The organism is Rhodococcus sp. H29-C3 (genome assembly GCF_030063405.1).
GTDB lineage: Bacteria > Actinomycetota > Actinomycetes > Mycobacteriales > Mycobacteriaceae > Rhodococcoides.
This window is the reverse complement of record NZ_JASITC010000013.1, coordinates 24,658-36,609: the sequence shown is the minus strand read 5'-3', so window position 1 is coordinate 36,609 and position 11,952 is coordinate 24,658. Positions and strand designations below refer to the sequence as shown.

Below are 11,952 nucleotides of genomic sequence, written 5' to 3'. Positions count from 1 at the left end.
CAAGGCTTCGACACGCCGCAAACGAGGCATCCCCGACAAGTCGTGTCATTCGATTGAATGACACGACCAATAAGACTGCGGCACCGAAACTTTCGCTTGCAACCATCTTGTTCGTGGCCACAAAGAACGATACGGCGAATTCGCCGGTCTGCAGTGTCGGAGCACGCTACTAAACTGAATTCATCAGGCAAGAACGAACCCGCATCGAGTACCTCTCGATAGCGGTGACCAGTTGAACCCACGGTTCCCGCGTGCCATCAAGGAGGTACCTCGTGTCCGAGGAACTCGATTTCGATGCCGGACTCGACGCAGCATGGATCCGATTCACTGTTCGCCTAGGGTGTTACTTCGCAGCGATGCGCTGCGGCGACACACTCTCGATCTGCACCACGACTACACGCGAGAGGTTCAGCGACGACGACCTGTCACTGACTGTCACCGGACGTTTCGATGGGGCCGTCCGCGTCGATGTGACGCTTCGGCGCGCGATCGTACGAGTAATGACAGCTGAAGATCGCATCATGTTGGCACACGCAGGCTGGGACGGTGCCGACAGCGGCTCCCCCTCAGCGCACCACTCACTCGACTTGTACGTCCTCGCGGCAGCTGACGACACAGAATTTGCGTCGGCCGCGATCACCACCCTGTTGCGCGAGATCCACGGCGTCACGCATCCGTCGTTTCTTGCCGCTTGGGCCGACGGCAGTCCCCCGTCGGCGGTCTTCGACACCGATTCCGCCTTGGAAGGCTGGGATGCGCCCACTCCACACGATCGGCTTTCCTCGCAGGTCGACGCGATACTCGACTCGATAATGTTCGCCGAGCCGACCAAAGACGCCGACGGCGATATCGCGTTCCCATTCGACTGCGGGACGGCCTACCTACGAGTGTTGGAAACCGAACCCGTCGTGGAACTGTTCATCGCCTTCGACGTCGATCCGCAGTGCCGAGCAGCAACGTCGATCACTACAGATCTCGCTCTTTCCTGGCCGGACATCAATTTCCGATTCCCCGGTGACACGGTGGTCGCGACCACAAGAATCGACTGCTCACCACTGGTCGAGGAGCACCTCGGGCGTGGGCTCGGGATGTTCGTTCGTTTCATCTCCGAGTGCGGCGACGCGTTGGCAGCCCAGCTGCGGCAGCCGTCCATCGGAGAGGAGATTTTGCCCGCCGAGCTGCGTTCGCTGATCTACTCGGACCTGCCGGGCTTGATGCCCGACCCGCGGCACGTGGCCTCGGTCTGCGAGCATGATCGACTCGTGATCCTGGAATTCCTCCGGGTGTGTGCGCGGGAGCACCTTTACATCGCCGAGCTCGCGGATCACGCCATCGCAGAGGGCAAGGACGATACATTGCTCCGCCGCAACACCGAAATATGGCGTCGAGCCGAGGAATCGATGCGTGCGGCGCTGCGCTTCGTCGTCGATGGTCCGGGCCATCGGACCATCGGATCCGGACGACAGACGCGTTCGTTTCCTGGCCACTCCCGGTCGCATGATGATTCAAAGCGCGACTAGTCTGAGTTGAAATACGCAAACCGGACAGCAGACGCAGCGCGAAAGGTTTCTTTCCATGGCCATCGACTACACCCGCAAGCCCACGACGCCGCCGGCTGCGGCAGTGAGCCTGAGCAAGGTGACCTTGTCCAAGGCAGCACCCACGATCAGCCTGACGAAGTCCGGTGAGAAACAAGGCGCGATGCGCGTCAATCTCAACTGGTCGAGCGGCGCGGCTGCACCGCAGCCGAAGAAGAAAGGTTTCCTCGCCAAGCTCGCTGCCGCCTCGTACGGCAGCGGCGGAGTCGACCTCGACCTCGGATGCTTGTACGAGCTGGCGGACGGCACCAAGGGTGTCATCCAGGCACTCGGAAAAAGCTTCGGTTCACTCGAGACAGCGCCTTACATCGCGCTCGACGGTGATGACCGTTCGGGCACTGTAACCGGCGGAGAGAACATGCACATCAACCTCGCGCGGCCGGAGAATTTCAAGCGGATACTGATCTTCGCCATGATCTACGACGGCGCACCCAACTGGGCCGCGGTCGACGGCGTCGTCACCCTCTTCCCCACTACCGGACCTCAGGTGGAGGTTCGGCTCGACTCCGACAACAATTCAGCCCGCATCTGCTCGATCGCACTGCTGGAGAACACCAAGCAGGGCATTACCGTCACCCGCGAGGTCGAGTACATCGAGGGCAGCCAGTCGGACTTGGACAAGAAGTACGGATGGGGCATGAAGTGGGCAGCAGGGCGGAAGTAGATATCCCACTGCCCCTTTACTAATTCTCTGAGTCAGGGAACGGTCCAGGATCCGCGGCCGGTGATGATCGTCAGGCCGATATTGCTATCGATTCGGGCAGTCGCTTCGATGCGCCCGACACCGGTCGGCTTCCACGGATCCCATTCCGCCACAGGCGGCATGGTCCACGATCCGGTGGCGCCGGTGTCGAGGTTGCGCCAGTTCACAGTGCAACCGCAGTGGCTGCCGTTGTGAAGAAAGAGCGTTTTACCCGGCTGGCTGGCATCGGTGTGTGCAACCAGTGTCGAGTAGACGAAGAGGCTTTCGCCGCCCACATAGCCGTCACTCTGAATATTCAGACCGACGACTGGCAACGAGAAGTTGGTCGAACCGAAACTCGGCTGGGCCGCCGCGGAAGGTGTAACCACGAACATCACTGCCAAAGCCGCGAACGCAATTGCAATGAACCTGCCAATTCGCGAAGTTCCACCGGTAATACCCGTGCGTTTGTTCATGGCTCCCCCGAAGTAGAAGATTCGTGTCGGGAGAGATATCGACTGCCACGTCGGTCGCGTTACGTATCAGCCGTCACTTCACCGGCGACCTCAGTTCACGCTTGAGCAACTTGCCACTTTGGTTGCGCGGCAACTCGTCGACGAACACCACGTTCTTGGGAACCTTGAACGGCGCAATCGATCCCTTTACATGGGCGATGAGTGCATCGGCGGTGGCGCCGTGGCCATCCTTGAGCACGACCACTGCGGTGACAGCCTCGATCCACTTGTCGTCGGGGGTCCCGATGACGGCGACCTCGGCGACGGCTGGGTGCGTGTAGATCGCATCCTCGACTTCACGCGACGCTACAAGAATACCGCCAGTGTTGATGACGTCTTTGATGCGATCGACGACGGTGATGAAGCCCTCCGCGTCGCGCGTCACCAGGTCTCCGGAGTGAAACCACCCGTCGCGGAATGCATCTGCCGTCGCATCCGGATTGTCCCAGTAGCCGTCGCACAGCTGCGGCGATCGATACAGCACCTCACCGGGTTCGCCGTCGGGAACGTCGTTACCTTCGGCGTCGACGACACGAGTCTCGACGAAGAAAACGGCCCTCCCACAGGAAGCCGGCCGGTCCTCGTGCTCCTCGGGTTGCAATACCGTTGCCAGCGGCCCGATCTCCGACTGACCGAAGCAGTTGTAGAACTCGATGTTCGGGTACTTTGCACGCAATCGGTTGAGGACCGTCACCGGCATGATCGACGCCCCGTACTGCGCCTTGGTCAAGGAGGACAGGTCTCGGGTCTCGAGATCTGGATGGTTGGCGAGCGGGACCCAGACTGTGGGCGCCAAGAACAACGAGCCGATTCGATCCGCTTCGATCCTCCGAAGGATTTCCGGCACAACGGGCTTGCTCATCAGATGTATCGTCGCACCGACCGACAGGTACGGCAGCGTGAATACATGCATTCCGGCCGAGTGGTAGAGCGGCATCACCACCAGCGGATTATCGTCTCGGCCGAGACCGAGGGCTATCACCGAGGACACGTATTCGGCTACGAGTGCACCATGAGACATCATGGCGCCCTTGGGCTTCGACGTCGTTCCGGAGGTGTAGAGGAGCTGTGCGAGATCGCCGGATTCGACAGCGGAGTCGAGTTCGGACGCATCTTCGTCGAACGCCAGATCCATCAAGTCGGCAAGGGAGAGAACCACATCGATGTCGTGTTCACGTCGAACCGACTGCAAGACATCGGCGAGTTCCGGATCGACGAGTGCAGAGCGCGCCCCCGACTGAGCAATGAGGTAGCCGAGCTCTTCCCCCACCAACGCGTAGTTCACCGGGACATGAACCAGTCCCGCCCTTGCACACGCCAAGAAACCGACGACATACGCGTCTGAGTTGACTCCGTAGGCTGCGACGCGATCGCCCTTCACCAGTCCTAGCGAGAGCAGATACCGGGCCACCCGACTGACTGTCTCGTCGAGGTGACGGTAGGTAAGGCTACGGCCGTCGAAGACTATGGCTGGGCGGTTCGGGAATCGTGCGGCCGACCGCCGCAGGATGCCATCGACAGTGTTGACGCGCGTACCTGTGCTCATCTCTCAAGGTTATAGGACGTCCAAGCAATTTAGGTAGCTTTGCGAACTGCCCGCCTGGACACGTCGGCGTCATCGATGGGCATCTGGCCTACAGCAACGACACGGACTGTAGTTAGATCAGAACCATGAACTCCCCTTCGTTCGATCTCACCCGTTTCGACGTATCGGAGGTGGGTTCGATCTCGGCACTCTTCGCAGCGAAGGGATTCACCAGCGGTCTGTACGTACTGCACTTCACGAACGACGAGGCCTATGCGGGCCGATCCATGGATGTCGCTGCGCGGTTCCTCGACGACCGTCGTGAGTGGTCCGATATCGAGTTCCTCGAGTTTGCGTCCTGGCCCGCAGACGATGCCGAACATGCGCTCGCCGAGTTGCAGCAGCTTCTCACTCGGACCACTACGCTCAGGGCGCGAACGGCGCAGACGGCAGACGCAGTTACCGGTCCGTCTCCGTTTCCGTCCGATCGCAGTGAGCGCATCACCATCACCGACGGCGCGACGACCGCCCATCGGTCGCGCTTCTGGGAGTTGTCCGATCATATTGCGTACCAGGACATTCGGAGCATAGTCGCGGACTACATCAACGCGTCGATCTCCGATCCCGCGAACACTGCGCGCTACCTCTGGAATGTGACCGCGCTACCCTCGACCGCGAAAGCCAAAGGCAGACGCCGACTTCTGACATTGAATTGCGGCAGCCTGGAGACGTTGTTCGTCACGGAGTACACCAACGACGACGACGATTCGATCGAGCTGGTCATGACCGTCAATACCGATATTCCGGCCGGCTACTCCGACACTCAACTCGAGTTCGCAAACGATGTCGTCACAGCTGCACGAGGGGAATACAAGAGCCACGATGTGTGGTCATGGCAGATCGACATCGGGGCACTGTTGTCCGGCGACGCCGAGGTCGACTTCGGGGTAGCGGATGATGTATTCGACGATCTCGCGTACAGCCTCAACACCCGCCTCATGAACCAGAAGGGCTCGCCGTACGCCCGCTATCACAACAACGATCTCGCGAACGACCTTGTTGCCGAGGCGTATCGACAGCTCCTCGACGCCGAGTAGCTCTAGCTGCGGTGAGGCACCAGGACATGTAACGCCCGTGGCACCGACTCGACTTCGGCGGGCAGCCTGCCGACGCGTTCACCGTCTGCATAGGCGTTGATTCCGGGCGAGTCGACGGTGATGGATCGGGCTCGGTAGGTGCTCACCTCTTCCCGCTCGACGTGAGTACCGCGAAATACACTGGGAAAGAACCGAATCAGCCGCATGCGCGAACCTGATGCGACAACAGTGATGTCGAGCAGTCCGTCGGTTCGGTCGGCATCGGGACAGATGAGCATGCCGCCGCCGTAGGAGCGGGTGTTGCCGACCGCCACCAGGGTCACATCGAGTTCGAGGACCTCGTTGCCGTCGAGTACCAGCCGAAACGGCAACGGTTTCAAGTTCAGGAACTCGGCGACGATGGCAACGTTGTAGCGCATCCGCCCGTGCGGCCAGTGCATCCGATTGGTGCGATCACTGATCAGTGAATCGAACCCGGACGCCATGACGGTGCCGAACCAGCGTTCGGTGCCGTCCTGCGTGCGGATACGTCCGAGGTCGACGTGTTCGGTCCAGCCATCGGCCACGATCTCGGCTGCCGCCTCGGGATCGTTTGTGGGAAGCTGGTATTCACGGGCGTGGTCGTTTCCGGTTCCTGCTGGAATGATCCCCAGCGGGACGTCGGTGCCCGCGAGCACCTGCAAGGCAATGGAGATGACTCCGTCTCCGCCCACGACGACGAATGCGTCGGTACCGAGTTCGAGTGCCTCACGCGCAAGGGTCAGCGCATGTGCGCTGTCGATCCCGACGATGGCACGCACGTCGATCCCCAACTGCTGAAACCGCGTCACTGCGCGGGTGGCCGCGTGCGGCGCATTACCGTGCCCAGCTGCGGGGTTGGCCAGGAGCGTGATGCGGCGAATCTCGCGTTGGCGTCGTTCACCTTCCCGGGTCACGGGATCAGCTTACCCGGGTTGAGTATGCCTGCGGGGTCCAATGTTCGCTTCACCGCGCGCAGCACCTCGATTCCAAGGTCGCCGATTTCCTCGGTCATCCAGACCCGGTGGTCGGCGCCGACTGCGTGATGATGAGTGATGGTGCCGCCGTTGCTCACGATCGATTGCGATACAGCAGCTTTCACTGTCTGCCACTGCACGATGGCATTGCCACGCTGACCTGCAACGACGGTGAAATACAGCGACGCGCCGGTTCGGTACACGTGCGAAATATGGCACAGAACCAGAGCGGGGGTGCCGGTTTCACTCAGTGCCGAGGTCAAGACCTCGGTGACGGTGGCTTTGAGGTGAAGCAGGTTGGACCAGGTCGTTGCGGTCTCCAGCGTCTCGCAGAGTGCGCCCGAGTCGAGCAGTGCATCCCGCAAGTAGGGTGCCCCGAACCGACCATGTTGCCAATCACGCGCAATGTCCTCGCCGAGAGATGTTCCACCGTGAGCCAAGAGCAGGTCGCGGGTCTCCGCGTGCCGGCTGGCGGAGTGCGCTTCGGTACCTTCGAACAGGGTGATCGCCAGGCATCCACCGGCGAGCTGTTCACCACCTATCTTGTCCGAAGTCGCGAGGTTGACGCCGGTTTCTGCCTCGTCGGACAATCGGATGACAGTGGGTCCGCTGTCGGTCTGCTCGACCGCACGCAGCGCTGCTGCGCCTGTTGCAAAATCTGGGAAGTTCCAGGCTTCGTAGCGCGTGGTGTCGGGGACACGATGCACCTGTACGCGAACCTGAGTGATGATCCCGAAGATGCCCTCGGAGCCGACGAGCAACTGACGCAGATCAGGACCCGCCGCCGATGCAGGTGCACGGCCGACATCGAGAACTCCGGCGGGAGTGACCATCCGCAGACCTAGAATCATGTCGTCGAAACGGCCGTACCCAGCCGAATTCTGACCGGAGGATCGCGTCGCTGCGAATCCTCCGATGGTCGCGAACTCGAAGCTCTGCGGGAAGTGCCCCAGCGAAAAGCCTTTGCTACGCAACAACTCCTCGGCGTTCGGCCCGGTCACACCAGCGCCGAGCACGGCCTCTCCGGAAACCTCGTCGAGCGAATGGAGTTCGTCGAAGCGTCGCAGATCCACGGAGACGACTGCCTTGCCCTGTCCGCGTTCGGGGTCGAGACCGCCGACCACGCTGGTTCCTCCGCCGAAGGGAACGACGGCCACCCGCACGGACGAGCAATAGGCAAGAACTGCGGCGATCTCGTCTTCATGCGAAGGCGCGAGCACCGCGTCCGGCGCATCCTGCTCTTCCGTGCTTTTACGGCGCAGCAGATCCAAGGTGGACTTTCCGCCTGCTCGGCACAGGCGGTCGGCGTCTGCCGTACTGATGTGCTCTTCGCCGACGATCTCGGCCAGTGCCGCGCGATCATTCTCCGTAATCGCGGTCGACCGTAGCCGTACCTGCTCCACACCGAGACCGTTGTCGTCCGTCTTGTGCACGCCGAGCACCTGCTCGAGCAAGTTGCAGATGTTTGCGGAGAGAGGCTTCGCGGCATCCGCGCTTCCCCATGCATTCCACTTCATCGGGGGTAGCGGCAGTCCGCCCGTACGGGAGTCCGAGGTAGTCACGTGTTACATTGTTACACGTGTTGTCAACCTGTAACGATAGCGTCGACACGGTCGAGGCTCAGGTGCTCGACGCTGCGGCGCAGTGCGTCGTCGACTACGGTTTCGCGCGGGTCACGCTCGCCGAAATCGCCCGCCGCGCCGAAGTGAGCCGACCGACGATCTACCGAAGATGGCCGGACATGAACTCCGTGTTGGCTGCGGTCTTGACCGAACGAATCACGGGGGCCGTCGTTCAGGTTCCCGAGCGCGGCGATTCGCGTGAGCAGTTAGTGGAGAGAATCGTGTCCATCGCAGGCCTGCTGCGCAGTGACGCGGTAGTGATGTCGGTGCTGCACACTGCACCCGAATTCTTGATGGTCTACATCACCGGAAGACTCGGCACCAGTCAGCACTTCGCTATCGCAGCGCTCGAAGACGGGATAGCACGAGGACAGGCGCACAGGAGCATCCGCCACGGCAACACCCGCGAACTGGCCGCCATGGTGCTGCTCACCGTGCAATCGGTACTCCAATCAGGAGAACTCGTCGTGTCGATTCTCGACAGCGATTCACTCGCAACAGAACTCGCCTACATGTTGAACGGATACCTCGCCTCGTGACTACTTTGTCCGCATCGCTCGATCGTGCGCGCCGCACGAACGACCTGGCCGTACTCGGCGACGCCACCGAATCTGTCGACGTCGTCGTCATCGGTGGCGGCATCACCGGCGCCGGAGTTGCGCTCGACGCAGCATCTCGCGGACTCAGCGTGGTTCTCGTGGAGAAGCACGATCTGGCTTTCGGCACCAGCCGGTGGAGCTCCAAACTTGTCCACGGAGGACTGCGGTATCTCGCCACCGGCAACGTCGGGATCGCACGACGCAGCTCCGTCGAACGCGGCTTGCTGATGACCCGCAACGCACCTCATCTCGTGACGGCCATGCCACAGTTGGTACCCCTGCTGCCATCGATGTCGACAGGATCAAAAGCGTTGGTGCGTACGGGCTTTCTCGCTGGAGACGCGCTGCGATTCGCGGCAGGTACACCGTCCTCGACACTGCCTCGCTCGCGCAAGGTCAGCACCGCGCGGGCAATCGAGCTGGTGCCTGCCATCGACAGGGACGGGCTTACCGGTGGTCTGCTCGCATACGATGGACAGCTGATCGACGACGCCCGCCTCGTCGTGGCAGTTGCCCGCACAGCAGCTCAGCACGGTGCGCGAATTCTCACCAAAGTCGCGGCGTCGCAGGCCACTGGTTCATCGGTCCGATTGACCGACCAACTGACCGGGGAGAGCTTCGATCTCGCGGCTCGTCTCGTCATCAACGCGACCGGCGTGTGGGCCAGCGAGGTCGACACCTCCATCCGTCTACGCCCCAGTCGTGGAACACATCTGGTGTTCGACGCGCAGTCGTTCGGGAACCCGACGGCAGCATTGACGGTACCGATCCCAGGCGAGACGAACCGATTCATCTTCGCCATGCCGGAGCAGTTGGGCCGGGTGTACCTGGGCCTCACCGACGAGGAAGCCCCAGGTCCGATCCCCGACGAACCTCTAGCGACGGACGGGGAGATCGACTTTCTGCTCGCTACCGTGAACACCGCACTCGGCACCGCAGTCACCCGAAAGGATGTGCTGGGTAGCTTCGCAGGCCTACGGCCGTTGATCGATACCGGTGAGGGTCGAACTTCGGATGTGTCTCGCAACCATGCGGTGCTGGAATCTCCGAACGGCGTGTTCAGCGTGGTCGGCGGGAAGCTCACCGAGTTCCGGCATATGGCGCAGGACGTCCTCGACCACGCCGGGCGAACCCGGGGTCTCGAGCTTGCGCCGTGTCGGACTCGTTCGTTGCCGCTGGTAGGTGCTCCCGGAAATCCAGTGACGCCACTCGCTCCCCCGCAGGACGGCGTACCTGCATCCATCGTCGCACGGTATGGAGGCGAGGCCTCGGCAGTCATCGAGAATGCAACGTGCGAACGCCCCCTCGAGCGGGTTGCCGACGGGATCGACGTCACCCGCGCTGAGTTCGAATTCGCTGTTCGGCACGAGGGCGCACTCGATGTGTCCGACATCGTCGACCGCCGCACCCGAATCGGCCTGGTCGCCGAGGATCGTGCATCTGTGGTTGACGTCGCCGCACCGTTCGTCCATTAGCCCGGCCCGCTGCCGACCTACATCGGATCGAACTACATTGGATGAGGTGGCCCACAAGAAGCGCGCACAGCCCTCACCCGAGGACAAGACCTGCATGTCCTGCGGGCGGCGCATCGAGTGGCGTAAGAAATGGGAAAACAACTTCGATGACGTCAAATTCTGTAGCGACGCATGCCGAAGGAACAAGGTGAGCAGCACCGACCTCCGGATCGAGCAGAAGATCAGAGAGCTACTCGACGCGCGGGCGCGGGATGCGACGATCTGTCCGTCCGACGTCGCCCGGGCGATGTCCGACAACGACTGGCGGGATCTGATGGAACCGGTGCGAAAGGCCGCCAGACGACTGGTCGATGCCGGCGAGGTGGAGATCACCCAGAAGGGCTCGGTGGTGGACCCGTCGACAGCAAAGGGACCGATTCGAATCCGTTGGGCTCGTTAGCTACCGGCCGTCAGCGAGCGAGTGCGTCGAGGTTGGTCTCGAGTAGCAGTACATTGTAGTCCGACCACCTCGAGGCCGTGAAGTAGAGCTTGTTGCCACTAGTCACCGGATGGATGAAGGGTGCGTAGATGCCGCCTGCCGTCTGCCGCGAGTCCAGCAACGTGGTCGGAGCGCTCCACGGGCCTTCGGGCTTCTCGGCGGTGCGCGCCAACAGAGTTCGATCGATTTCGTTGCCGTACATCATCACGTACCGCTGCAGGTGATCGTTCCAGGCAACGGACATCTCGCTGACCGGCTCCTTGACGGTGGAAACGGAGTCAGCGACATTCTTCGACCACGGATCGGCCGGATCCTGTGTCGAGTATTCGTATGCAGCGAGGTTCAGAATTTCGTCGGGCTTCACGCGGGCCACGAAGGCTGCACCGAAACGTCCGTTGGGCGTACCGAATTGGTAGATGTACCCGTCCTGACCCTTCGCGTACGCATTCATCTGATACTTGCCGTTACTCTCCTCGACCTGCGCAAGTCCAGGGACTGTGACGCCCGCATTGGCTCGAATGGTCGGCAGTGACGTCGTCCAGGTCTGTCCGTTGTCGGTGGAGGTCGCGATCGCCGAGAAGTTGGTGACCCACCGTCCCGGTGCACCCCATTCCCGCACCGACATGTAGTTCATGTACTGCACACCCTCGATGGAGATGGCCGCAGTAGGAATGACGGTGTCCTCGACGCCTGCCACTCCGAGACTCGGCACGACCTCGCTCGCAAATCTTGGCGCTCCGGGTTCGACGACGGCACCGGAGCTCGTGTCGAGAGGTACGCCGTCGGTGATGGTGATGCCGTCGGACAGATTCGTGTCGTTGGACCGCATCAATACGTTGCTGCGCCACTCCGATCCTGGCAGCGAGCAGTTGCCGAACGTGTCACCGAAGGCCATCAACGTCTGCCCGGCACCGTTGTCCCAGCTGATGCCGAGGTCGGTCCCCGAGATGCCGAATCGGTCGTAGGTGTTGTTGTGGCTGACCGGGCCGGTCACCCACGCTACGGAGGAGGTATTCCCCGAGATTGCAGGCAGTGGGCCTTGAGGGCCCGCGGGCGCTTTGCCCGGTCCTCCGCGCGAACTGCCCGAAGAGCCGAACAGCGGCGAAGATCCTGAACCGCCCGCGCCACCACACGGTTCGGCGCTCGCGATAGGTGAGGAGAGAACGCTGAGCCCACTGGCCAGCAGGGTCATCACTGCCCCCACCGCGATCTGCCGACTACGTGCGCGCATGAACGCTCCCACTCGTTGGTGTGTACTTCGTGGTGTTACTGGTGTTGCCACTGCGACTGTTGGGGAGAGTGTTACTCAAATCGTTTCATCGCGCAAGAAATCGAGACGTGTCGATACTTGACAAATGCGCAATTG

At 61.7% G+C, this 11,952-nt stretch carries 11 protein-coding genes and 1 pseudogene; 7 read left to right on the top strand and 5 right to left on the bottom strand.

The window, feature by feature from the left end; translation table 11 throughout:
* Nucleotides 1-272 precede the first annotated feature (272 nt).
* Together QMK32_RS20845 and QMK32_RS20840 are read left to right on the top strand one after the other, a co-directional pair.
* Nucleotides 273-1,520, top strand: a complete 1,248-nt coding sequence (locus tag QMK32_RS20845) for a T3SS (YopN, CesT) and YbjN peptide-binding chaperone 1 (RefSeq protein ID WP_283477189.1) — start codon at nucleotides 273-275, stop codon at nucleotides 1,518-1,520.
* 55 nt (nucleotides 1,521-1,575) lie between these two features.
* Nucleotides 1,576-2,262, top strand: coding sequence for a TerD family protein (locus QMK32_RS20840; RefSeq protein ID WP_283477188.1), 687 nt, complete (start codon nucleotides 1,576-1,578; stop codon nucleotides 2,260-2,262).
* Between the two features lie 32 nt (nucleotides 2,263-2,294).
* Here the strand turns inward: QMK32_RS20840 and QMK32_RS20835 are convergent, their stop codons facing one another.
* Nucleotides 2,295-2,756 carry a hypothetical protein gene (locus tag QMK32_RS20835; RefSeq protein WP_283477186.1) on the bottom strand — a complete coding sequence of 154 codons (462 nt, stop codon included), beginning with the start codon at nucleotides 2,754-2,756 and terminating at the stop codon, nucleotides 2,295-2,297.
* 73 nt (nucleotides 2,757-2,829) lie between these two features.
* Nucleotides 2,830-4,341 carry an acyl-CoA synthetase gene (locus QMK32_RS20830; RefSeq protein WP_283477185.1) on the bottom strand — a complete coding sequence of 504 codons (1,512 nt, stop codon included), beginning with the start codon at nucleotides 4,339-4,341 and terminating at the stop codon, nucleotides 2,830-2,832.
* 125 nt (nucleotides 4,342-4,466) lie between these two features.
* Between QMK32_RS20830 and QMK32_RS20825 the strand changes: the two genes are divergently transcribed.
* On the top strand, nucleotides 4,467-5,417 hold the full coding sequence (locus QMK32_RS20825) for a hypothetical protein (RefSeq protein WP_283477184.1): 951 nt from the start codon (nucleotides 4,467-4,469) through the stop codon (nucleotides 5,415-5,417).
* A 2-nt stretch (nucleotides 5,418-5,419) separates the two neighbouring features.
* Here the strand turns inward: QMK32_RS20825 and QMK32_RS20820 are convergent, their stop codons facing one another.
* The gene (locus tag QMK32_RS20820; RefSeq protein ID WP_283477183.1) at nucleotides 5,420-6,352 is read right to left on the bottom strand and encodes a diacylglycerol kinase; all 933 of its coding nucleotides are present in this window, start codon (nucleotides 6,350-6,352) and stop codon (nucleotides 5,420-5,422) included.
* The gene (locus QMK32_RS20815; RefSeq protein ID WP_283477278.1) at nucleotides 6,349-7,929 is read right to left on the bottom strand and encodes an FAD-binding oxidoreductase; all 1,581 of its coding nucleotides are present in this window, start codon (nucleotides 7,927-7,929) and stop codon (nucleotides 6,349-6,351) included. Before QMK32_RS20815 ends, QMK32_RS20820 begins: the two co-directional genes overlap by 4 nt.
* Nucleotides 7,930-7,991: 62 nt before the next feature.
* Between QMK32_RS20815 and QMK32_RS20810 the strand changes: the two genes are divergently transcribed.
* From QMK32_RS20810 to QMK32_RS20795, 4 genes and pseudogenes are all read left to right on the top strand, one after another.
* Nucleotides 7,992-8,573 (top strand): TetR/AcrR family transcriptional regulator, encoded by a 582-nt coding sequence (locus tag QMK32_RS20810; RefSeq protein WP_283477182.1) that lies wholly within the window; start codon nucleotides 7,992-7,994, stop codon nucleotides 8,571-8,573.
* Entirely contained in the window at nucleotides 8,570-10,108 is a 1,539-nt protein-coding gene (locus tag QMK32_RS20805) for a glycerol-3-phosphate dehydrogenase/oxidase (RefSeq protein ID WP_283477180.1), read from the top strand. Before QMK32_RS20810 ends, QMK32_RS20805 begins: the two co-directional genes overlap by 4 nt.
* Nucleotides 10,014-10,280: pseudogene (locus QMK32_RS25285) on the top strand (DUF2256 domain-containing protein); the annotation flags it as partial. The gene QMK32_RS20805 and the pseudogene QMK32_RS25285, both read left to right, overlap by 95 nt.
* Before the next feature lie 15 nt (nucleotides 10,281-10,295).
* Entirely contained in the window at nucleotides 10,296-10,547 is a 252-nt protein-coding gene (locus tag QMK32_RS20795; protein WP_283477276.1) for a DUF3253 domain-containing protein, read from the top strand.
* Between the two features lie 10 nt (nucleotides 10,548-10,557).
* Here QMK32_RS20795 and QMK32_RS20790 read toward each other — a convergent pair whose 3' ends face one another.
* Nucleotides 10,558-11,817: a glycoside hydrolase family 183 protein gene (locus QMK32_RS20790; protein WP_283477179.1), complete on the bottom strand. Its 1,260-nt coding sequence runs from the start codon at nucleotides 11,815-11,817 to the stop codon at nucleotides 10,558-10,560.
* Between the last annotated feature and the right edge of the window lie 135 nt (nucleotides 11,818-11,952).

Coding starts and splice junctions, on each gene's coding strand:
- QMK32_RS20840 (WP_283477188.1), top strand. CDS start 1,576: ATGGCCATCGACTACACCCGCAAGCCCACGACGCCGCCGGCTGCGGCA.
- QMK32_RS20835 (WP_283477186.1), bottom strand. CDS start 2,756: ATGAACAAACGCACGGGTATTACCGGTGGAACTTCGCGAATTGGCAGG.
- QMK32_RS20830 (WP_283477185.1), bottom strand. CDS start 4,341: ATGAGCACAGGTACGCGCGTCAACACTGTCGATGGCATCCTGCGGCGG.
- QMK32_RS20825 (WP_283477184.1), top strand. CDS start 4,467: ATGAACTCCCCTTCGTTCGATCTCACCCGTTTCGACGTATCGGAGGTG.
- QMK32_RS20815 (WP_283477278.1), bottom strand. CDS start 7,929: ATGAAGTGGAATGCATGGGGAAGCGCGGATGCCGCGAAGCCTCTCTCC.
- QMK32_RS20790 (WP_283477179.1), bottom strand. CDS start 11,817: ATGCGCGCACGTAGTCGGCAGATCGCGGTGGGGGCAGTGATGACCCTG.